Annotated in this window: 26 protein-coding genes; 1 reads left to right on the top strand and 25 read right to left on the bottom strand. The window is 29.3% G+C overall.

Going from position 1 to position 22915, the window contains the following annotated elements:
* Positions 1-6 precede the first annotated feature (6 nt).
* From fliE to GOQ27_RS15275, 9 genes are all read right to left on the bottom strand, one after another.
* Positions 7-297, bottom strand: a complete 291-nt coding sequence (gene fliE / locus GOQ27_RS15315; RefSeq protein WP_350445929.1) for a flagellar hook-basal body complex protein FliE — start codon at positions 295-297, stop codon at positions 7-9.
* A 14-nt stretch (positions 298-311) separates the two neighbouring features.
* Positions 312-749, bottom strand: coding sequence for a flagellar basal body rod protein FlgC (gene flgC, locus GOQ27_RS15310; protein ID WP_203367751.1), 438 nt, complete (start codon positions 747-749; stop codon positions 312-314).
* Positions 750-756: 7 nt separating this feature from the next.
* Positions 757-1164, bottom strand: a complete 408-nt coding sequence (gene flgB, locus GOQ27_RS15305; protein WP_203367750.1) for a flagellar basal body rod protein FlgB — start codon at positions 1162-1164, stop codon at positions 757-759.
* Positions 1165-1426: 262 nt separating this feature from the next.
* Positions 1427-2815: an ATP-dependent protease ATPase subunit HslU gene (gene hslU, locus GOQ27_RS15300; protein ID WP_203367749.1), complete on the bottom strand. Its 1389-nt coding sequence runs from the start codon at positions 2813-2815 to the stop codon at positions 1427-1429.
* 10 nt (positions 2816-2825) lie between these two features.
* Positions 2826-3356 carry an ATP-dependent protease subunit HslV gene (gene hslV / locus GOQ27_RS15295; protein WP_203367748.1) on the bottom strand — a complete coding sequence of 177 codons (531 nt, stop codon included), beginning with the start codon at positions 3354-3356 and terminating at the stop codon, positions 2826-2828.
* A gap of 14 nt (positions 3357-3370) precedes the next feature.
* The gene (gene topA, locus GOQ27_RS15290; protein ID WP_203367747.1) at positions 3371-5446 is read right to left on the bottom strand and encodes a type I DNA topoisomerase; all 2076 of its coding nucleotides are present in this window, start codon (positions 5444-5446) and stop codon (positions 3371-3373) included.
* A 51-nt stretch (positions 5447-5497) separates the two neighbouring features.
* The gene (dprA, locus tag GOQ27_RS15285) at positions 5498-6595 is read right to left on the bottom strand and encodes a DNA-processing protein DprA (RefSeq protein WP_203367746.1); all 1098 of its coding nucleotides are present in this window, start codon (positions 6593-6595) and stop codon (positions 5498-5500) included.
* Between the two features lie 53 nt (positions 6596-6648).
* Positions 6649-7548 (bottom strand): YifB family Mg chelatase-like AAA ATPase, encoded by a 900-nt coding sequence (locus GOQ27_RS15280; RefSeq protein ID WP_425475020.1) that lies wholly within the window; start codon positions 7546-7548, stop codon positions 6649-6651.
* Between the two features lie 13 nt (positions 7549-7561).
* Positions 7562-9223 carry a recombinase family protein gene (locus GOQ27_RS15275; protein WP_203367745.1) on the bottom strand — a complete coding sequence of 554 codons (1662 nt, stop codon included), beginning with the start codon at positions 9221-9223 and terminating at the stop codon, positions 7562-7564.
* Positions 9224-9430: 207 nt separating this feature from the next.
* Between GOQ27_RS15275 and GOQ27_RS15270 the strand changes: the two genes are divergently transcribed.
* Positions 9431-10687 carry an outer membrane protein assembly factor BamD gene (locus GOQ27_RS15270; protein ID WP_203367744.1) on the top strand — a complete coding sequence of 419 codons (1257 nt, stop codon included), beginning with the start codon at positions 9431-9433 and terminating at the stop codon, positions 10685-10687.
* Positions 10688-10733: 46 nt separating this feature from the next.
* Here the strand turns inward: GOQ27_RS15270 and GOQ27_RS15265 are convergent, their stop codons facing one another.
* From GOQ27_RS15265 to GOQ27_RS15190, 16 genes are all read right to left on the bottom strand, one after another.
* The gene (locus tag GOQ27_RS15265; protein WP_203367743.1) at positions 10734-10994 is read right to left on the bottom strand and encodes a hypothetical protein; all 261 of its coding nucleotides are present in this window, start codon (positions 10992-10994) and stop codon (positions 10734-10736) included.
* A 153-nt stretch (positions 10995-11147) separates the two neighbouring features.
* Positions 11148-11408 carry a hypothetical protein gene (locus GOQ27_RS15260; RefSeq protein ID WP_203367742.1) on the bottom strand — a complete coding sequence of 87 codons (261 nt, stop codon included), beginning with the start codon at positions 11406-11408 and terminating at the stop codon, positions 11148-11150.
* A gap of 50 nt (positions 11409-11458) precedes the next feature.
* Entirely contained in the window at positions 11459-14743 is a 3285-nt protein-coding gene (locus GOQ27_RS15255; protein WP_203367741.1) for a phage tail tape measure protein, read from the bottom strand.
* A gap of 15 nt (positions 14744-14758) precedes the next feature.
* Positions 14759-14917 (bottom strand): hypothetical protein, encoded by a 159-nt coding sequence (locus GOQ27_RS15250; protein WP_203367740.1) that lies wholly within the window; start codon positions 14915-14917, stop codon positions 14759-14761.
* A 50-nt stretch (positions 14918-14967) separates the two neighbouring features.
* Positions 14968-15303 carry an RNA polymerase subunit sigma gene (locus GOQ27_RS15245; RefSeq protein WP_203367739.1) on the bottom strand — a complete coding sequence of 112 codons (336 nt, stop codon included), beginning with the start codon at positions 15301-15303 and terminating at the stop codon, positions 14968-14970.
* A 68-nt stretch (positions 15304-15371) separates the two neighbouring features.
* On the bottom strand, positions 15372-15965 hold the full coding sequence (locus GOQ27_RS15240) for a major tail protein (RefSeq protein ID WP_203367738.1): 594 nt from the start codon (positions 15963-15965) through the stop codon (positions 15372-15374).
* Between the two features lie 21 nt (positions 15966-15986).
* Positions 15987-16343: a prohead protease gene (locus GOQ27_RS15235; protein WP_203367737.1), complete on the bottom strand. Its 357-nt coding sequence runs from the start codon at positions 16341-16343 to the stop codon at positions 15987-15989.
* 4 nt (positions 16344-16347) lie between these two features.
* Positions 16348-16704, bottom strand: coding sequence for an HK97-gp10 family putative phage morphogenesis protein (locus tag GOQ27_RS15230; RefSeq protein WP_203367736.1), 357 nt, complete (start codon positions 16702-16704; stop codon positions 16348-16350).
* Positions 16704-17033: a phage head closure protein gene (locus tag GOQ27_RS15225; RefSeq protein ID WP_203367735.1), complete on the bottom strand. Its 330-nt coding sequence runs from the start codon at positions 17031-17033 to the stop codon at positions 16704-16706. Before GOQ27_RS15225 ends, GOQ27_RS15230 begins: the two co-directional genes overlap by 1 nt.
* On the bottom strand, positions 17023-17325 hold the full coding sequence (locus GOQ27_RS15220; protein ID WP_203367734.1) for a head-tail connector protein: 303 nt from the start codon (positions 17323-17325) through the stop codon (positions 17023-17025). Before GOQ27_RS15220 ends, GOQ27_RS15225 begins: the two co-directional genes overlap by 11 nt.
* An 80-nt stretch (positions 17326-17405) precedes the next feature.
* Positions 17406-18554, bottom strand: coding sequence for a phage major capsid protein (locus GOQ27_RS15215; protein ID WP_203367733.1), 1149 nt, complete (start codon positions 18552-18554; stop codon positions 17406-17408).
* Between the two features lie 49 nt (positions 18555-18603).
* Positions 18604-19194, bottom strand: coding sequence for an HK97 family phage prohead protease (locus GOQ27_RS15210; RefSeq protein WP_252187865.1), 591 nt, complete (start codon positions 19192-19194; stop codon positions 18604-18606).
* 23 nt (positions 19195-19217) lie between these two features.
* Positions 19218-20462, bottom strand: coding sequence for a phage portal protein (locus tag GOQ27_RS15205; protein ID WP_203367731.1), 1245 nt, complete (start codon positions 20460-20462; stop codon positions 19218-19220).
* Between the two features lie 6 nt (positions 20463-20468).
* Positions 20469-20708, bottom strand: a complete 240-nt coding sequence (locus tag GOQ27_RS15200; protein WP_252187864.1) for a hypothetical protein — start codon at positions 20706-20708, stop codon at positions 20469-20471.
* A complete protein-coding gene (locus GOQ27_RS15195; protein WP_203367730.1) occupies positions 20680-22371 on the bottom strand; it encodes a terminase large subunit in 1692 nt (563 codons plus the stop codon). The genes GOQ27_RS15200 and GOQ27_RS15195 overlap by 29 nt, the downstream gene beginning before the upstream one ends.
* Positions 22371-22835, bottom strand: a complete 465-nt coding sequence (locus GOQ27_RS15190; RefSeq protein WP_203367729.1) for a phage terminase small subunit P27 family — start codon at positions 22833-22835, stop codon at positions 22371-22373. Before GOQ27_RS15190 ends, GOQ27_RS15195 begins: the two co-directional genes overlap by 1 nt.
* Positions 22836-22915 lie beyond the last annotated feature (80 nt).

Here is a 22915-nt window from a genome sequence, read left to right as displayed (position 1 = left end):
CTATATCTATATTTGCATTCTCATAATCTCTTTATAAGCATCAATCACTTTATTTCTTATATTTAGAGTTAATTGCAAGGCTAAATCAGCTTTTTCAGTAGCTATCATACCACTATGTATATTTTCAACTTCACCAACTGTCAACATATTTTTTAAAGTCTCATCTTGTTTTTGCAATGAATTTACTTCATTTAAAGAATTATTTAAAAAATCTCCAAAATTGATTTTATCTTTATTATCTGTAATTTTAATTTTATCACTATTACTTAATATGTTTGATAAACCCTGTATTTGCACTTTAATCCCCCTTATTATCTACCAATTTCTAATGCTTTCATAAACATTGATTTCGATGAGTTTAATGAAGTTATATTCGCTTCATATGCTCTGGTAGCTGATATCATATCTACCATCTCTTTTACTACATCAACATTTGGCATTTCTACATATCCATCTTCATTTGCATCTGGGTGGCCTGGTTCATATACCTTTTTATATGGCGTTTCATCCTCTACAATTTTTTTAATCTTTACTCCAGATGAATTATTGGTAGATTTTATAGCATCATTTAATAGTGTTGAAAAATTAGGTTTATTTTCTTCAAACACAATCATTTTACGATTATAGGGAGTACCATTACTAGTTTTAGTAGTATTTGCGTTTGCAATATTTTCTGATATAATATCCATTCTCGTACGTTCAGCAGTCATTCCTGTGGCACTTACATTAATTGAATTAAATAATCCCATATATTAATTATCTCCCCTCATTAATAATACTTCTAAGTTTTTTAGTTTCACTTGATACCTGTTTTATCAATGCATTATACATCATAGTATTCTTAGCTAAATTTGCCATTTCCACATCTATATTCACGTTATTACCATCTTTTCTAGTGGAGTATGTTTCGTCTTTTGTTACCTTTATGCTTTCGGTGTTTCTTTGTCCAATAAATTTCATGTGTTTTGGATCAGTAGTTTTAACTTTTAATCCCCTCTGTATATTTAACTCATTTTTCAAATTTTCTTCAAATTCTACCTTTGTTTTTTTGTAACCTGGGGTATTAACATTGGAAATATTATTATTTATCGTTTCATTTCTTTTCCAATAACCATCAAGGGCTTTCTCCATGAAATTTATATTATTAAATGAATTGTTTAGCAATTTATACACCTCCAAATCATTTTTTAATTGCATATATTATTGTATTATTAATTTCTGAATATTAAAAGAGTTTTTGTAAAATTTTGTTGAATAATCACTTCTCTTCTCAACCTATTCTACCATAATACTATTAAATCCTTCTTTTTTTGAGGTATTTTTCATTTTTTTTGGTATTTAGTATTTTAGACCTAATTAAAATGGGTATATATTATATATTTGTAATAGAAAGCCAGCCTATAATATATTATAGGCTGGCTTTCTATTACAATATGTATTTTGACATATCTGTTCTCGCCATGCTATCTTTTAGTTTTTCTTTTACATAATCTTTATCTATTATGAATTTTTGTCCTTGGTATGTGGGAGCATTAAATGATAATTCTTCTAATAGTTCTTCCAATATAGTATGTAGTCTTCTTGCTCCAATATTTTCTGTTTGATCATTAATAATATAAGCTGTTTTAGCTATTTCTTTAATTCCTTCTTCCGTAAATTCTAATTCAACATTCTCAGTTTTAAGTAATAGTTGATATTGTTTTATTAATGCATTTTGAGGCTTTGTTAAAATTTCAATAAAATTTTCTTCTGTGAGATTATGAAGTTTTACTCTTATAGGGAACCTACCTTGAATCTCAGGAATCAAATCTGTTATCTTTGATACATGAAAAGCTCCAGCAGCTACAAACAATATATGATCAGTTTTAATTGGTCCATATTTACTCATTACAGTACATCCTTCAATTATAGGTAGTATGTCTCTTTGCACACCTTCTCTAGACACATCAGGACCTGAACCGCCTCTACCAGCAATCTTATCTATTTCATCAATAAATATAATCCCATGGTTTTCAGCCTTTTCTATAGCTATAGAAATAATATCATCCATATCTATCATCTTTTGCGCTTCTTCATTAGCAATTATGTTTCTAGCTTCTTTGATTGTAACTTTCCTATTTTTCTTCTTTTTTGGAAGAAGTCCAGAAAAAACATCATTCATATTCAAGTCATCCATACCCATAGTATTAATCATACCTATAGGATTAGCACTATTATCTTGAACTTCTATTTCAATATATTGGTCCTCTATTTCTTTATTCTTTAATTTAGCTTCTATTATTTTTCTATCACCTTTATCATGAATTTCACTTTCTTCATCATCATTATTATTATCATTATCTATATTAGATCCAAAAAAGGCCTCAAAAGGATTAGTCATTTTATCTTTCTTCTTCTCAGGTCCGTTTATTAAATTTTTTAATATCCGTTCTTCTGCTAGTTTTTGAGCTTTATCATAAACTTTAGATATCTTTTCGTTTTTAACTAGCCGAATTGAAGTTTCTACTAAATCTCTAATCATGGATTCAACGTCTCTTCCTACATATCCTACTTCAGTAAATTTTGTTGCCTCTACTTTTACAAAGGGTGAATTTTCTATTTTAGCCAACCTTCTAGCTATTTCCGTTTTACCTACCCCAGTAGGGCCCATCATAATTATATTTTTCGGCTTTACTTCTTCTCTAAATTCATCATTTAACTTGTTTCTCCTATATCTATTTCTTAAAGCTATAGCTACAGATTTTTTCGCTTTATCTTGACCTATAATATAGTTATTTAACTTCTCTACTATTTCTATTGGGGTATAACCTTCCATAATAAACCTCCTAAAACTCTTCTACTATAATATTATCATTAGTGAAAACACAAATTTCTGAAGCAATTTTTATTGATTTATATGCAATATCTTTCGAATTAAGGTTAGTATTATCTTTTAGTGCCTTTCCAGCAGCTAGGGCATAATTTCCACCTGAGCCTATAGCAATAATTCCTTCATCTGGTTCTATAACCTCCCCATTACCAGATATTAGTAATAGATTTTCCATATCTCCTGCTATTAGCATGGCTTCCAACTTCCTTAGTATTTTATCTCCCCGCCATTCTCTTGCTAACTCTACTGCTGCTCTCATCAAATTACCATTAAATTGTTGTAATTTTTCTTCTAATTTATCTGATAATGTCACTGCATCTGCTACTGACCCTGCAAATCCTACTATTACTTTATCGTTATATAGCTTTCTTACCTTTTTAGCAGTATTTTTCATTATAGTTTTGTCACCCATAGTTACCTGTCCATCTCCTGCAAAAGCTAATTTATTATCTTTTTTAACTGCTATAATAGTGGTAGCTCTTAACATCTCATTCCTCCTATCTAATTTTCTTCTTTTTCATTTCTCTTATAATCACATTCACTACACTTTATATAATTGCCTTTTTTTGAATTTTTCTTAACTAAAATACTTCCACAATCTGGACAGCTTTCATTGATAGGCATATCCCAAGAAACAAAGTCACACTCTGGGTAATTAGTACACCCATAAAACTTTCTTCCTTTTTTTGATCTTCTCTCTATTATTTCTCCATCTTTACATTTAGGACAAGGTATATCTAGTTTATTTAATATTGGTTTGGTATTTTTACATTCTGGATAACCAGGACATGCTAAAAACTTACCATATCTACCATGCTTAATAACCATATTTCTTCCACATTTTTCACATTCAATATCAGTTTCTTCATCCATATCTATTTCAGTTATTTCTTCTTCTGCTACCTTTAATACATGTTCAAAATCATTATAGAAGTCTTCTATAACCTTTTTCCAAATAATATTTCCTTCCTCTACCTTATCTAGTTTATCCTCCATACTAGCTGTGAATTCCTCATTTATTATATTTTCAAAGTATTCTATAAGTAAATCTGTAACAACAAATCCTAGTTCCGTTGGCTTGAAATATTTATTCTCTATCAATACATATCCTCTACTTAATATAGTACTAATAGTAGGAGAGTAAGTAGCAGGTCTACCTATTCCTAATTCTTCCATAGCCTTTACTAAACTTGCTTCAGAATATTTAGCAGGTGGTTGAGTAAAATGTTGTTTAGGTAATATATCCTTTAAATTTAATTTATCTCCAACCTCCATATTTGGGATATCCATATTCTTGTCTTGGCTTTTGATAGGATAAACTTTCATAAATCCATCAAAGTTAATTTGCGATCCACTGGTCCTTAATACATAATCTTCAGCACTTATGTTTATACCAAGAGTATCGTATACGGCTTGTGACATCTGGCTGGCTACAAATCTCTCCCAAATTAGTTTATATAATTTATATTGATCATTCTTTAAAGATTCCTTGATTGATGATGGAGTCCTAAGTATATCTGTGGGTCTAATTGCTTCATGAGCATCTTGAATATTCTTTTTATTTTTAGATTTATTATTTCTAGCTAGATATTTTTCACCATAATTTGATGATATGTATTCTTTTGCAGCTTGTTGAGCTTCATTAGATATTCTTGTAGAATCCGTTCTTATATATGTAATAAGACCTACAGTTCCGGCTCCCTTAATATCAATACCTTGATAAAGATCTTGAGCAACTCTCATAGTTTTTTTGGTTGAAAATCCTAATCTTGTTGAAGCATCTTGTTGCAAACTACTAGTTGTATATGAAGGATATGGATTTCTTCTTTTCTTACCCCTTTTAACTTCTTTAACAATAAGTTCAGATTTAGAAATCTTCTCTGAAATTTCCTTACTCTCTTCTTCATTAGAGATTTTTATTTTTTTAACTTTACCATCTATCATTTTACCGTTTAATGTTGATTCGAATTCAGCTTTATCTTTTAATAGAAGAAAATCAATACTCCAATATTCTTCTGGAATGAATTTTTCAATCTCTCTTTCTCTATCTACAATTAGTTTTGTTGCTACTGATTGTACTCTACCAGCACTTAATCCTTTTCTTACTTTTTTCCATAATAAGGGACTAATCTTATATCCCACAAGTCTATCTAGTACCCTCCTTGCTTGCTGAGCATCTACAAGATCCATGTCAATTTTTCGAGGTTTTTTCATAGCATTTATTATAGCATTTTTAGTTATCTCATTGAACTCTATTCTATTTTTATCATCTTTATCTAAATTAAGGGCATTTGCTAGATGCCATGATATTGCTTCTCCTTCTCTATCTGGGTCAGTGGCTAAATATACTTTATCCGCTTTTTTTGCTTCTTTCTTTAACTCACTAAGTATAGGTCCTTTTCCCCTTATAGTTATATATCGAGGTTCAAAATTATCTTCAATATCAATACCTAATTTACTCTTAGGTAAATCGATAATATGACCTACAGAAGCTTTGATTTTATATTTTCTCCCTAAAAATTTTCCTATAGTTTTTGCCTTAGCAGGAGACTCAACTATCACTAGTGATTTTGCCAAAATACGCACCTCCGGTTATTTATGAAAATATGTCAGATTAGTTAGTTCTATTTAAAAGTTATTAATTGTATATACTTTACCCGGTAGAGCTTTAATTACATTTTTCATTTCTAGTATAGTAAGAATACTATTCAACTCTACTATATATATACCAGTATTATATGCTATCATATCAGAATGTATAGGTCCATTATGTATAGCTTTTATAACAGATACTTCTTTATCACTAAAATCATCATATTTTATACTATTTTCTTCATTCTCTTTTATTAGTTTTCTTAACTTAGGTATTTCCTCTAGTATGTCCTCTACCTTTGTAACTATTTTCGCCCCATCTTTTATTAATAGATTTGTACCTTTACTATATATACTATTAATATTTCCAGGAACTGCAAATATGTCTTTTCCTTGTTCTAGTCCATGATAAGCAGTTATCAGTGAGCCACTCTTTTCTTTAGCTTCTATAACTAGGATTCCTAGTGATAATCCACTTATTATTCTGTTTCTTAATGGAAAATTACCCGCAATCGCTTCCATTCCCAGTGGAAACTCAGACACAACTAACCCTTTTTTACTTATGTCATTATAAATACCTATATTTCTCTTAGGATAAGGTCTATCAACTCCAGAACCTAATACAGCTATAGTTTCACCATTATGGTCCAAAGCTCCTTTATGGGCAACAGCATCAATGCCTAGTGCCATCCCACTAATAATGCAAATACCTAAACTACTTAATTCTTTTGATAATCTTTCTGTAACCCACTTACCATAGTAAGTAGCTTTCCTAGAACCAACTATAGCTATTGATGGTTTATACATCAAATTGTAGTTACCCTTTAAATATAATACTTTTGGTGGATTATATATATTCCTTAAATTTTCAGGATACTCTTCATCTAGTATAGTGATAATTTTTACATCACTGCTTTTAGAATAAGTTATTATATGATTATAGTAACTTTCACTTCTTGAATCAATTAATTTTCTTTTAATATTATCAGTGATACTAGGTAATTGCATTATATCATTTTTACTACAGTACCATAAATCTGTCAAGTTTTTAAAGTGATCATATAATTTATTTATAGTCTTTTCTCCAATCCCTTGGATACTATTTAACCATATTAAAATATCTCTATTATCCATAATCTACCCCAATTTATATTTATTTTTCATATTATTTTAAAATTTAATTATAACTATATAGAAAAATACTTTCTATCCATACTTCTATACTGTATTGCCTCTAATATATGATTTTCAGTAATATCATCACATCCATCTAAATCTGCTATAGTTCTAGCTACTTTTAGTATTTTATTATAAGCTCTAGCGCTAAGTCCTAATTTATCAAAAGCATTTTTTAAGATTTTTTCACTTTCATTATTAATCTTACAATATTTATTAATATTTCTTCCTTGTAATTCAGAATTAGAAAATACTCTATCCTCTTTGTATCTATTAATTTGTAACTCTCTACACTCATTTACTCTATTTCTTATCTTAGCTGAAGACTCACTCTTAATATTTCTATTTTTTAAATCCTCAAAATTTACAGGACTCACTTCTATATGTATGTCTATTCTATCTAGTAAAGGTCCACTTATTTTCTTCAAATATCGATCTATATCCCGTGGACTGCAACTGCATTCATGTAGTGGATCTCCATAATAACCACAGGGACAAGGATTCATACTAGCAACTAACATGAAATTAGATGGATATGTTAAAGTTGCATTTACTCTTGATATAGTTACAACATTATCTTCCATGGGTTGTCTTAAAACTTCTAATACTGATTTGCCAAACTCAGGAAGCTCATCGAGAAATAATACTCCATAATGAGCTAAGGATACTTCTCCAGGAGTAGGTATTCTTCCTCCCCCAACTAATGATACTCGAGATATAGTATGGTGGGGTGATCTATAAGGTCTTTTGCTAATTATACCATTATCTTTAACTAATCCAGCTACACTATATATTTTTGTAACCTCTAAGGCTTCTTCAAAAGACATATCTGGAAGTATTGTAGGAAGTCTTTTTGAAATCATAGTTTTACCTGAGCCAGGGGGACCTATTATTAATATATTATGCAACACTGTCAGGCAAATTTTATTCTAAATTTTCATCATAAGATAAATCTATATATTTTTGGGATAGTTCATTTATGTAGGTTAATAGCTTAAATTGGAATGTTAACATTAACTCATCTGTTCTTTCAAAATGTCTTGCTATTTCTATAAAACCTAACTCATTGATAATCTCATCAATGGTATACTTCTCTTTAATATTTAAGTTTTCAAGTTTCGATATTATTTCATCAATCTCTTTAAGATCATGAATAATTTCTTTATTACTACTATTTATATATTTAAGTTCTCCTTTTAACTCTTTAATCCTTCTATCAATTTCAGAATTTTTTGAATTATAATAATCTTTTTCTATTCTTTCTTCTAAGTAAAGATCGGTTAACTTATCTTTTTGTTTCTTTAGTTTTTCTAATTCTGTATTAGTTTTTTCATAATCTATACTATCTCTATTGCTCATTTTGTTATATATGGCTTCTTGTATTCTATAAAGTCTACTAATATATACATCCTTATCGTAAGTAATGGTTTCATAGTATTCACCTTCTGCTAAATCCTTTAAACTATCTTCTAAGTAATCTAAGTAAATATTAGGACTATCACATGCTTCAGTACCTTTTCTTTTCTTTAAGCTACAATTATAGAACACCTTACCCCTATCACTATTTCTTGTATAGCTACTGCCACATTTGCCACACTTTAATATACCAGAATACTTACTTCTACCATGATATACACCTTTTTGGTTTTTGGTACTAATCTTACTATCTCTAACTTCTTGAACTTTGTCCCATAGTTCTTCACTTACTATTACTGGAATAACATCTTTATGTTCAATCCAATCATCTTTATCTTTAATTAATGGAGTTGTTCTTTTGTCTACAAAAACTATTCCTGTATCGTATTTATTTCTAATTAGTATGCCTTTGTATTTCTCATTTTTTAATATCTTACTAATAGTAGTTTTACTGAATGGTTTTCCTTGTCTTGTTTTATATCCTTTTTTATTTAGTAACTCAATCAATTTTCTTATTCCGCAACCCTCTGAGTACTTCTCATACATAAATTTTATAATCTCAGCTTCTTCAGGGATAATCTTTAAAGTATACTTGTCCACTCTTTTATACCCATAAAGCCGACTATTTGCCATTATTACCCCTTTATTCATGCTCTCTTTATGTCCGAATCTAATCTTTCTACTCTTATCTCTACTTTCATTCTCATCAAATATAAGTAACATTTCAATGAATACAAAGTCTGCTTCATCTTCTGTTGTTTTGCCTATATCTAAAAAGTCCACATAAACTTTTTTCTGTCTTAATTTTCTAAGCATGTCTACTACATCAATATTTCTAGCAAATCTAGAAGTATTTTTAACAAAAATTCTATCAAATTTAGGGGATCTATCACTTAATGTATAAAAGTTCTCTATCTTATCTCTATTTTGATGTTTATATTTATGTTCTTGTATATCTAACCCACCATCTACAATCATTCTTAAAAAATTTTCTCTTCTGTTCATACTTGTAGCGGTTATTCCTTTATCTGCATATAAGCCTATAAAATCATATTTCTCATTCTTTTCTATTTCTCTTTCAAAATATGTCTTTTGATTATCAAAACTATTTTCTTGATCCTTTGAACTGGTGGACACTCTTGCATAAGCACATACTTTTAGTTTTTTCAAATTAACTCTCCCCTTTGGTTATGTACTATTTATAGATAATATATCACATTGTCATTATTGTTTCTATATTCTGTAAAAAGTTCGTACTATTATATATACTAATTTTATGTATATATAATAGGCATTTTGATATATATGTAATCTTTGTAAAATATATCTTCCATGTGGTAAAATGGAATAAAATAGATGGGTGGGTGATTGTTATTGATGGATAAGCTAAAGTTTTTGATAGTTCTTTTTTTATTAACAACCTTTTTAGTTAGTGGATGCACCTCCGATGAAGATACATATCAATCGGCAATGAAATTAATAGAGAATAATAATTATGATGAAGCTATTGATAAGTTAAAAGTAATACAGAACTACAAGGACAGTAAAGAAATCATACAGAATAATACTACATATAATGAAGCTATCGAATTATTTAATAATGAAGATCTTAAAAATGCTCTAACTAAATTTGAATCAATATCAAATTATAGAGATTCAAATACTTACATATCTGAAATAAACGATGTCTTTTCATTAGAAGAAAAAGAAAAAATATATCAAGTTTCTATAAAAATATTTAAAAACAATGATCTATATTTTGCAAAGAAAAAATTTGAAGAGTTAGGTAATTATAAAGATTCAAAAGAATACTTAAAAAATATAGAAGAAAAGCTAGAAACTATTTATCAAGAATCAATTAAACTTATAGAAGATAATAAATGTGAAGAAGCTTTTAAGAAATTAGATAAAATTAGAGGTTATAAAGACACAAGCACTCTTGTAACTTTTGCCAAAGCATATACCGACTTTCATAAATATGACATGGAGAATAAATATTTTAGACAAGATGTACTTAAATTATTGCATCAAATAGACAACACCTATAATGGGGACTTATCTGAAAAAATAGTTAGTTTTAAAGAAAATTCACTAAAAGTTATCGAGAAATATTTAGAAAAATTAGAACCAGAAAATATAAAAAAACAAGCTGTAAATTTAATAAAAAATAAAAAATACGATGAAGCAACTTCTATAATATATTTTCATAAAAATAAAGATGAGGAATTTGAAGTCTTATACAATTATTCTAATGGTATGAATTCACAAGTTAATGGAAATTTAAATATGATGCATCATTATTTCACATATATATCTCCTGACTATAAAGGAGTTTTATCTGATACCATTCTAAATGAAATTCTTATACATCAGACACTTAGCGAATGGAAAGAATCTATCGAAACAAGAAAAGCATATGCAAAAGAAAGAGAACGTAAAAAAGATCAATCATTAAAGCCTGAGCCTAGAATTGGTATGAGCGCTCAAGAAGTTGAAGAATCTTCATGGGGTAAACCATATGAAATAAATAAAACTATTACTCAATATGGTACATCAGAACAGTGGGTTTATAGTTTAGATCGTTATATATATTTAGATGATGGTGTAGTAACAGCGATACAGAAATCTGAATAATTTGAGATGCAACCCTTATATAATTTGAATATGTAGGGGTTATATCTTATATCTTATATAAATACCATTCCAGTTTTTGTGGTATGTAATGTAATTCATATATTCTTAATATATTGTGTATGGTAGATTGACATCTATATGTAAGTACTACTTCCCCTACTCTTTTTATCTTATCTGAAAATTGAAGTGTATCTACTGTAATTTTCACTTCATTATCTCCTTCATAAAATTTAAATTTATAAGGTCTTATGTTTCCATTTTTATAAAATATAGCTATCATATCTACTCTTTTATTTATTACTTTCATAACTATACCTCCGAGTATTATTCTTATAATAATTATATTAGAACATTTGTTCGATGTAAAGGTCAAAAGTAACTTATAAGCAATCATTATAATAATAAATTTATTATCATTTATGATAAGATTACTTATGAGTATTACTACTCACTAATACTTCTATGGTCTTTTAGATAATATAACTTTATTAGAAAAATTGTTATTAATAATAAGTACAAAAACAATATCCCCTACTTGATATATATCATCATTTAGTTTTCTGATTTTATATTCTTCATTGTTAATATTAACTTTATAAGTAGAGCTATCAATTACTTCTGTTACTTTACCTTCAAGAGTTTTATTAAATTTCATACTTTTCAACTTTGCATCTATCAATATGTTACATGCTTCTAGAATATTTGTATCTTTATCTTTCATATAAACACCTCCATAAATTAAAAGAGGATAGATAATCTATCCTCTACTTGTTACCTACTTGTCGCCAATTGTTGAGCCTTTAACTTTATATTATTAAAAGCATTTTCTATGTCTTGTTGATTCCTTGCATTAGGAAATTCAACTTTTGCTATATTATATGTAATTTGTTCTGATTTACTTTCTTTTGTATTTGACATACCCTTTACTACTTCTCTAGCTGTTTTTAATACTAAATCTTCACTAGCATCGTGATTGTAAATTCTAGTTCCTTTCGGTAAATCATATACTTCATATCCTCGTTCATGAAGAGTAGTTAATCCGCCCCTCCAGTTATTATCACCTGTCCAGTTACTAGCAATTCGTGATGTCTTAGAAGGAGAATAATTGTAATTAGGTTTACTATACCCTCTTGAAGACCCTGTGTATTTAGGTTCTGAATATTTTACATTGATTTCTGGTGTTTTAGTATTAAAACTTAAATTATCCCACCAATTCTTAACCCTATCCCACTTAGACATGATTTCTCCAGTTTGTAAATCAACCTGTTCGGATATACCAGGAGTCATATCTTCAAATTTATCTATAACTCCAGCTTTTAATTGATCTGCCTTTTTTATAGTCTCATCTCTTTGTCTTTCTGCTTCTTTAATTAATTTATCAGCTTGATCTTTTGTAATAACACCTGTTTCATCTCTCATTTTTATTATTGCTCTCACTGACTCATCATACTGAGAATTAGCTGCTGATACAGCTTTATCACGAGCCTTATTAGCATTTTTTATTATTACAGAAGCTTGTTCCGCTGACATTCTACCATTATAACTAGACATTCTTTCCATGATAACTTTAGATTCCAATTCAGTTTCAGACATACTCTTAATAGCTGATTCTTTCATTTTCTGTTGAATAACTGATATTTTATTATATTCACCCTCTGTTAACTGTCTTTTCTCCTCTACTGCCTTATTTAATATAGCTTTTATATCTTGATTATATTTATCTATTTCTTTTTTCTTCTCAGTATTATGAGTTTGTAAAGATAATAAAGCTTCAGTTTCTTCTTTATTAGTTAATGTATCACTATTGACAAAGAAGGTCTCCATATCCTTATACATGTCTTCTAAATCTTTATCGAGACTTGTTTTGATTTGCTCGCCCATAGTTGAATATTTAGAAATTAAATTATTAGCTGTGTCTTCTGTTATTTTTGATGAATTAACATAAAAGCTAGTAAGAAATTTACTCGCATCATCGTTAAGCTTCATGTATGCTCCTACAGCTTTCTTAGTTGACTCACTAAAATTTACTATTTTATAATCTGCTGATTGTATCGCTTCTCCTGCTTCATTCATAACAGTTTTACTATCAATAAATTTCTCATTAAATAAATCAACTTCAGGAACTACATCCTTTTGCAAGTGCTTATATAATCCAACACCTGCTACAGTTGCTGCTCCTAATGCAACTCCCCAAGGACTTAATAGACCAGCCCCTACTTTTGCTGCTAAACCTAAACCACCTACACTACTTGTTGCACCTGCTGTCGCTGTTGCTACTCCTTGAGTAGCTATAGTTGCAGTTCCAATAGATCCAGTAAACTTACCTAAAACTCCTGCTATAGATCCAACTGTCGATACAGTACCCCCTGCAACTTTAAGGAATCCACCCATACCAAGGGTAAATAATCCTAATTTAGCAATAGTTTGTACTTGTTCTTCATCCATATCATTTAATTTATCCGTTAATTTGCCTATTATATCAGATGCCTTATCTATCATAGGCACTAAAGCATCACCCAATTTTATACTGCTATTCTTAAGTTTATTAAAACTTCTATTCAGTTTTTCTCCTGCTGTTTCATTTACTTTATTAAAAGCTTCATCTGTGTTACCTGTTACATCTTGCATATCTTCTAAGGTATCAATAAATTCTTTTGATTCATCGGATGCAATAACCATAGCTGCCGATCCAGCCTCTACAGAGCCGAACATATCTTTAAGAGTTAATCCGTTTTCTTCTGCATATTCTGTTAAATCTTGTAATACATCACCAAGATTTTCACCCTCTGCCATTAACTCCGCAAAAGATTTGCCAGATAAATCTCTTAATGCTATATCTGCTTTACTTCCTGTTTTAGATAATTCCGATAACATACTTCTAATATAAGTAGTAGATTCTGCTGTCTTGACACCATTTTTAGTAAGTAACACATAAGCGGAAGAAAGTTGATCTAATCCTAAATTAGTTGCACTTGCAACAGGGATAACTTTACCCATACTTGCAGATAATTCGTCTACACTCGTTTTCCCCAAATTTTGAGTTGCGATTAATGTATCACTTATTTTAGCTGTTTCTTCTGCCTCTAACTTATAACCATTTAATATAGTAGTTAATAGATCAACAGAATTAGTGGTATCAGTAAATCCACCTTTTGCTAATTTAACAGCACTACTTAAAAATTCGATAGATTTTCCACTTTCGACCCCAGCACTGATTGACTGATATAAAGCCTCATTTAACTCATTTACTCCATCACCAGTCTCATTGGATAACTCCACTATTCCTTTTTTAACATTATCCATAGAAATTTGAGTTTTATCTACAATAGTACTTACTTTTGCAAGACTCTTTTCAAAATCTAAGGCAAATTTCCCCGATGCTATTCCTGCCGCTGCAAGTGGAGCTGAAAACTTTAACAATTTATCTCCTGCACTAGATAAACCACTGCCTATATTTTTTAATCTTTCACTTGACCTTTGAAGTCCTTCACTAGCTTGAACCCATCTTGACTCTGATCTAGCTAGTTCTTCATTTATTTCTTCTAATTCTCCTGTAGTTCTTACTACTTGTCTTTCTGCTCTATTCATATTAGTAGTATAATTTTCAATTTGTCTAGCATTAGATTCTACTGCTCTTTCTTTCTGCTTATATTCTTTTTCAAGTTTTTGTATCTCTTCTTTTGCTTTCTTTACTTCTTCGGACTCTTTCCCATATAGCTCTATAGCCTCTTGATACTCTCTATTGGCTTTATCTAAACTACTTCTAAGCTTGTCTCTCTGTTTAACATTATCTTGCATTTTATCATTAGTTTTATCTATAGCATCTCTATATGTACTTACTTTCTTTCTCTGTAAATCTAATTGTTTATTTAATGCTTCTTGAACAGAACGTAATTTATCACTATCTTTTCCAAATGACTTAATACCCTGTGATGCTAATTGAAATTCAGACCTAACCTGCTTCAAATTAGAATTTATCCCTTTAATCGACTTATTATAGCCCGAACTATCCAAAATCATCTTAGTGGTTATTTTTCTTTCTACATTATTCGACATTATATTCCTCCTTTCTTAAAGGATTTGATCTATATAAACTCGTCTATCTTGATTTTTTTCTTTTTTGAATTTCCAACCATTAAATTCTCCATGTAATTTCCATAAGTCCACTATTTCTTTCATAGTAGAATTCATAAATTCATTTTTTGAATAATTTAAATGGACTTTAGCCATGTAAAAAAGCCGATCTATATCAATTTCAAAATCAGATACAGATCGGTCTTTTAGTTTTTTTCTTTTTTGTTATCTTCTTCCTTTTTGTCAGTTTCCTCTATCCCTATATAATCAAAATATAATTCTGCTGCAAAATTGGGTACATCCCCATTTAATTGATCTGATGTAAATAACTCTATTAATTCTTCTATATTCCATTCTTTTTCTATACAGGCACAAGATATTAGTTTTACTGCATTTGTATAATATTGTACTCCTTGCATTAAACCATATATTACACTTCCATAGTTTCCGTACTTCTCATCAACCTTAAATATAGTCTTATTTGTCATTTTAAAACTATATTCTTTTTCTCCAATTTTCATTTTTCTAACTTTATCTAACAATATAATCATCCTTTCAAATTTTAATCTTTTAAGTAAAAAAATAGAGAATAGGGTATATACCCTATTCTCTATACAACAGTACCTTCTGAAGCTTCTGTTGGTATTAAAACATCTGTAAAAAATGTTGTGTCTATTGTTGCTGGACAGTTCGGATCATCTGTATCAACTTGATATTGCCAAGTACCATCGCTTAATGGTTGGAATATAGCCTTCATTTCGTTACTCTGAATTTCTGCTTTTCCCTCTTGACCTTTTGCTCCGCCTTCTGGTAATTGCATTTTACCTTTGTAAAGTATTCCATATCTTTTCTCCCCATTACTTTTGTTAGCTAAATACAATAATGCTACATAGGGAGCAATATCATCGCTTTTAGATATAACACCACCTTCGGCAGCTAATTTATGTCCTAATAAATCTGCCTTTTGTGCATTTGTTAAAGTAAGTAAATTAATACCTACTTCTATTTCGTCTAGGGTGGTCATTTGAAGAACTAGTTTATTACCCCCATATCCTTTTTCTGTGTTTTGCTTTGGATTTATGCTTATCTCTTTTACATTATCAAGATATATGGGAGCATCATAGGCAATAAGCCCACCTCTTTCATCACTTGTTAATTTTGCATAATATAATTTTTCTAATCCTACAATTGTACTTTGACTCATCATTTATCATCCTTTCAATTTTTATATATTATTTTGAGTAAATAAAAAACGGATTGCCTTATGGTACAGTTCAGTCTCTTCTTCATAAAGATCAACCGATGCTGTTCTAATAAAACATGCGTTTATCATTTTTTCTTTTATTAATCTTTCTAACTCTGAATAACTACCTTTAGAGAATATATCAACTTGTACATAATAATTAGTAGCCACTTCTCTATTCTCTGTCCAATCTTCTCCACCTTCGTCATAGATTCTATATGTAACATATGGAGGTTGAACATCTTGACTTTTCTTTAAAAAATACACATAACCATTGCTTGTAAGATTAAGAATCTCAGCATGACTAAGTGTATCTTTAACTAGTTTTCTAATGCTCATTGCATCATCTGCCTTTCAATAATTCTTTTGCTAATATACTCAGTCCTTCTTTATATGTCTTATTAATACTTCTTTCGTAAAAACCAACATTAGCTTGCTGATAACTTGTACCAAATTCCTGGAATAATACATGATAATTTTGTATCTTTACTTCACCAATTATACCTTCTTTGGACTGTCTAACACTCGTTTTTATATCGTCTTTCATATCACCAGATAATACTGGCGTATTCTTTTCAACTTCTTCCTTTATTGGTTGAATTGCTGCCTTCATAGCCTTTTTCTCATTAGCTATATCTAATGTCATATCAGATAATAGTTCTTCTAAATCTTCCATACCATCAATTTCAAAACCATTCATCACTTCACAACCTCAGCTATGATTTCTAACCATTTATTTTCCTCATTGTAGTTATTGAGATATTGAATATCATATAAGATATTATTGTACCTTACCTTTTGAGATTCATTAATCCTTTTCCTATATCGTATTAGAAATCTAGTTATCTTTTTAGAATAATCAGAGTTAGATTTGAATATCTCCGACCCGCTTTTATTCGTAACTTTTGCCCATACTTTGTATATTTCTACAGGTATAGGCTCATCTAGTGGAAAACCTTCATCATCCTGTCCTTCTATCAATTCAACAATAGCGATTCTTTTATTAAGTTCACCTATATTAACTTTCATAAGTATCACCATAGCTATATTGAAGTTGAGTGATGATTGATTGAATTGAGTATCTAACTTTTTCAGAAGGCTTACAACTTAATTCTCTATTCTCATAAAAATCAGCTACTAAAACAAGTACTAATAGTTTAGCTTGACTCATCATTAAATTATTTGTTTCATCTAAGTATTCCACAATATTTTTAACAAAAGCCTCTGCATTATTTATCATAATTTGAATAGTTGAATCTTCTTCAGTATAATCACTTTCAATTCTTAAAAATTGCTTTACTTCTTCTAATGTTAATATCAATATATCACCGCCTTAAATATAAAAAAGGGCATAAAAAAAGAGCCTTTTTCTCTATGCCCCTATAAGTTTTATATTATTTTTTATACAGTTAATGTTCCTGCAATGTATATCTTATCAGAAGAATCTACCTGGATAACATCTACATACTCAATTACTCTAGCCATGGTGGAATTAGAGTTAAATCCAGCATGAGCAGAAGTTGCAAAAGCATATTTATTATTATCTACAAACTTTACAGCCTCTTCTAAGTTTCCATAGTATAATGGAGCCTTCAATGTTGTAGTTCCAGTAGTAGGTAATAAGGAATTACTATATACCTTTATAGGATATCCCATAAATCTCTTTTGAGTAGGATTAGTTGGATCTGGTTGTAAAATTGGTCTACCTTGAGAATCAACTTCACTATCTAATTTATCAAATCCATCTTGATTAGTTACAATAACTAAGCCATATTTTACAGCTTCATCTAAATCTATATTTATACTCTTCTTTAATGCTTTCCAGTCAGCAATACTCTTAACTGTTTTGCCAGTTCCTAGAGCACTAATAGCCATTTTGTTTTCTGTAATAACAGCTTTCTTAGCAAATACTTTAGCTACATAATCAATAAGATCATTATCTGTCATAGATAATAAAGTATTAGATAACTTAATTAAAGCACCTTTTTGCTTAAGTGCAAAAGATACATTTCTAAATTTAATATCATTTGCTTCGCTTCCATCCGTTCCATCTGTAAAATCTATTAATTCAGAAACAGTCTCAAAATCTTCTATAGGAAATGATCCACTTAGTGCAATTGTAGGCATGTAACCTAACACTTCTCTAAAACTTCTATAATCTCTTACTAAAGTATGAATTTTAGTTCTTACATCTTCAGGTAATAAATACCCCTCTCCATTAGCCCCAGTAGTTAATAATGCTCTTTCTTCAGTTGTTATATCTTTACCCATACTAGCTTTAATAATAGCTCTTAACTCTGCTGCTGTATCTACTTTTCTTGTCTCATTTTCATTCATATTATCATCGACCTTTCTATTTTCGATTTTAGTATCAATTTCTCTTTCTCCTTCCTCTTCTAGTTCTTTTTGTAGTTCAATTTTCTTTTGTAATTTCCTTACTTCTTCCATCTTAGCTTCAGCATCTTCTAATTTATCTTCTTGCATTAAACCTCTAGCCTCTGCTTTTACTTCCTCAACTTTTGCTAATAATTCTCTAATTTCTTTACTCATACATACAACATCCTTTCATTTTCAATTTATTTTAGATATAAAAAAAGACCTAGATTAAATCTAGCTCTAAAGATAATTTTCTTTTTCTTAACTCTTTATTTTCCTTTTCTTCAAGTTCTGTTTTAAAATTTTCAAAACTTCTACAACTTGCCTGACTATCTTCATAGGCGGGGAATGGAGTTGGACTTATTTCAAATAAATCTACTTCTAAAAGTGTCCTTTTATAAAGGTCTTCATCGTCTATGTATTCCCACTCGTCTTCTCTTACAAAAAATCCAAACGAAACACCATCCACATCACCTCTAGATACTGACTCGTAACAATCTTTTCCCCAGGTATTACTAGGTAGGTCTAGTTCAAACTTAAGACCATAATCATCCTCTCTTAATTTTAAAGTTGAATTTTTAGTACTCCCTAAAACATAATCATGATTATGATTCCAAAGTGCTTTTATAACATTTTCTTTAAGAGAGTTTCTAAATGCACCTTTAGCTACTACTTCAACAAAATCCCACATTACTTTACTTCTTTTGTTAAACTGGACTACATACCCAGAGATAGATAATTTATTATCTTCTTCTGTTGCCCTAGTTTCTAATTTCTCAATACTTATGTACCTTGTTTCCTTCTGTTTGCTCATCATATCACCTCCTCTCAAGGTTTCTACTCATTCTGAGTGTTATTCTTTTTATATTGCTCACCTGCCATTGAAACAGGTATCATATTTCCATTACAAATTAATTGATTGCCTTCTTCTTTAGATGATAGATTTTCTTTATCCCGCACCTCATTTATTGATAAGAAACCTGACTGAACACCTATTTGATAAGCTTCATATCTTGTCCTAATGTCGCTCCTCAAGATACTATCTACATTAAATCTAAAGAAATAACCTTGCTCTAATTCATTTTGTAGAAGTAACTTCCAAGTAAGCTCTTGTTCATACATAGTAAGAATTGGTTGTAAGGTATCTATATAAAATTCCTTATTTTGTTCTACTATGTTAGTATGAGTTGATCTATCTAAATTACCTAACTGATGAGGTTTTATTCCAAACCCTGATGCAATTTGTCTAATTGATAATTCATTGATTTCTAAGAATTGAGAATCTACCATTGAAGGGGTTATGGGCTGAAAGCTAAAAGGAGTTGGAACTGGTAAAATACGATGAGCGTTTTTAAGACCATTTGCCATCTTCTCAAATCTTTCCCTCATTCTATTTTCATCTTCTTTTGAAATGTTCCCTGTATATTGTAATAGTCCTGTAGCCTGTAAACCATTTTTAAAATAGTTATTTACATACTTTTCACCACTCTGAGCATTCTCTATTGTAGTTTTAAGATAATCTTTAATAGATAATCCAGTAATTCCATCCCTTGTCATGCCTTTAAAATGTAATACTTGATCTGATTTAAACTTAAATTCTGTATTTTTATCCTGTTTATAGATATACCAGATAGCATTATCTTTTCCTATAATACCAGCGTTATCTATCCAGACTTCTACTTTATTCATTTCTAAAGGATATAATCCTTTTATTTTCCCTGCATTTCTTCCTCTTTTTATAGTATCAATATAAACAATACTATGCCCTTTATCTAATCTCTGAAATTCAATCATCTTCCAGAAATCAGAACTAGACATATAGGGATTAGGTCTTAATTTTAATAAATTATATAGATAATGATCATTAGCTTTTTCAATACCTTCTTTGTTTTCTTGATACATCTTCAAAGGTAGCTTACTAATAGAATCAGTTAATATTCTAAAACAAGAAAAATAAGTAGCCTGTTTTAATTTATCTTCACTAACTCCATCAGCGTCTATATTAAATATCTTTAGAATTTCTTCATCAGATAAACTATATGAAGTTCTCTTTTCTGATTCCACATTTCTTCTAAATAACATATATTATCACCTCTCTTTCTTCAGTGGATTTCTAGCAAAATATATTCCTAACATTATAAATATTAGCCCCGTTACATATAGACCTATTATTATATTTACAATATAGGTAGGTATTATAATAAATAATAATCCTACTAAAATAAAAAAATCTTCTATGTAAATACATAGAAGTTCTAAAAATTTATCTTTTAATTTATTTAATTTTATAGATTTGATATTACCACCCCCATTCATCAAGCTTCTCATCTGTTATCTCATAATCATACGTATCATCTTCTTCGAGATATAATTTACTATAAGCAAAAATAGTAGCCACAACCATATCTATTCGAGTTTTATTCTTATTAACTTTTTCTAATAGAATGTCACCAGTAACTTTCTTAGGTTTTGCTTTAGCGTTACTCATATTCCAATCTAATAATTTATTCTTTTCATATTTAACCTTTTCACCATAAACATCATTTCTAAAGGTTTTAGTAGGTGCTGACAGTTCTGAATATGTCTGTTTAATTATATCAACATCATAATCATTGGCTAGATTCTGTAGATTTTGAATAAAATTAAATGGATCAGAACAAATCTTCTTTATTGTACAATTGTATTTTGATTCTATATTTCTTATATAATCTTCTAATAGATTATAGTCGACATATTTTCCCTCTACAATAGTACAATATCCTAGTTTCTCCATAAGGTTATAATCTATTTTTTCTCTTCTTTCTGATAGTGATAACCTTGGTAGAAAAGCATGAGATTTTAAGTAGTATATTCCCTTTTCCTTATACATAATATTTATAGCTGTTAAGTCTGTAGTTAAACTTGCATCAATAGAAACTACAACTTGTTTACCTTCTAAATCAATTGTTTCTACTTGACACTTTTTCCAATCATCCATATCAATGTATCTTTCTGATTTATCATTCGTTACAAATACATTCATATGTTTAGTGAGAAATTCAGTCTGTTCAGAAAGTTTTTCTTTTGCTACTTTTCTATTATCTTTAATTTCTTGATAATTTTCTTTAACTCTTAAAGGATTAGCCATTTCTAATCCTATATCATCCCATTCGTGACTCTTTTCAGCATAATATAGTAATGAAAATATTCTATCATCATCTATTACACCATCATAAACCTTACGTATATAATCTAGTTCCTCTATCATTATACTTTCAGATTCTGCATAAGCTGTTGTGATCTTAAACCTTAAAGGGTTCTTAACAGATAATTGACCTGATTTCATTGCATTAATGTTTTTAGAATCCCTAAAAGCTCCTATCTCATCTGCAATAAATGCACTTGGTCTTATAGAGTTATTTTTATTAGCTTCTGCTGTTCTTGCTTGATAAAAACTATTAGTTATTTTGCATGTAATTTTACCGTTTAATGTTTTTGAAGTTATAAAATGTTTTAATATATCAGGACTTGCATTAATTATCTGTGTCATAGCTTCTTTTACTTTACTTGCTAATTCTCTATCTAAACATATACTATAAAATTCACTATAATGATCTTCTATCAACATTAGAATTATAATTATCAAAGCACATATAAAAGTTTTTGCATTTTTTCTAGGTATAAACAATATATTAGTTCTATTCTTAAACTTCTTCTTATCTTCTTTAAATCTCCATCCAAAAACATTGCATAAAAAAAAGGCTTGGAATCCCCAAAGCCCTTCTAATATCGGTAATCCTACAACTCCCAAACCTGTAGCAAAATTTAAGAGTTTTAGTATACCTTCAATTTTTTCTATTTCTTTTTCATCAAAATAATATTTGAAATTATTATCATCTTGCCTTTTTAAATCATTTAAGAACCATTCACATTGTTTGATTACTTCTTTAGTAGCAACTTCTTCACCATTAACTACATCATTAGCATATTTTATTGCCTTCTCTTTTAGCATTAATTATCGCCACCTAGTAACTTTAAAACTGGATCATCTTTTTCTAATTGTTTTTGTATATTAATATTTGCAAGCTTAGCTCTACTTTGTGGACTTAAACTTAATTCATTAGTACATCTAAAGAATTCTTTAGTATAGCTTTCTTTTACTCGTAAAGCATTCTTAACTTTTCCATCTTTTTCAAATAATCCTTCATTCAATATTTCTTCTGCTTCTTGAATTCTAACTATTGCATTAGCACAAGTAGCTAATATATAAACATCTAAATTAGTTAATATGCCACTTTCTTTTAATTCTTCAACTATGTAATTAAATATAGATTTAGCTTTATCATTTAAGTATATAGGTGGCTTAATTTTATCCGATCCACCCTTTAAAGATTCTTCTGCTGCTTTTCTAGCTTCATATTCTTCTTTAGTTAAATTTTTAGACATAACATCTACACTTTTTGCAGGTCTTGCCATAGTACCACCTACCTTTCTTGAAATTTCATTTAGGGAAGTTATTTTTACCGAGAGGGAGGCTGCGACCTTTTAACCAATCA

The sequence above is a fragment of the Anaeromonas frigoriresistens genome (genome assembly GCF_016820655.1).
In the GTDB taxonomy this organism is placed as follows: Bacteria; Bacillota; Clostridia; order Tissierellales; family SIT17; genus Anaeromonas; species Anaeromonas frigoriresistens.
Note: the sequence above shows the minus strand (reverse complement) of the source record. Positions and strands in the feature narration are given on the sequence as shown.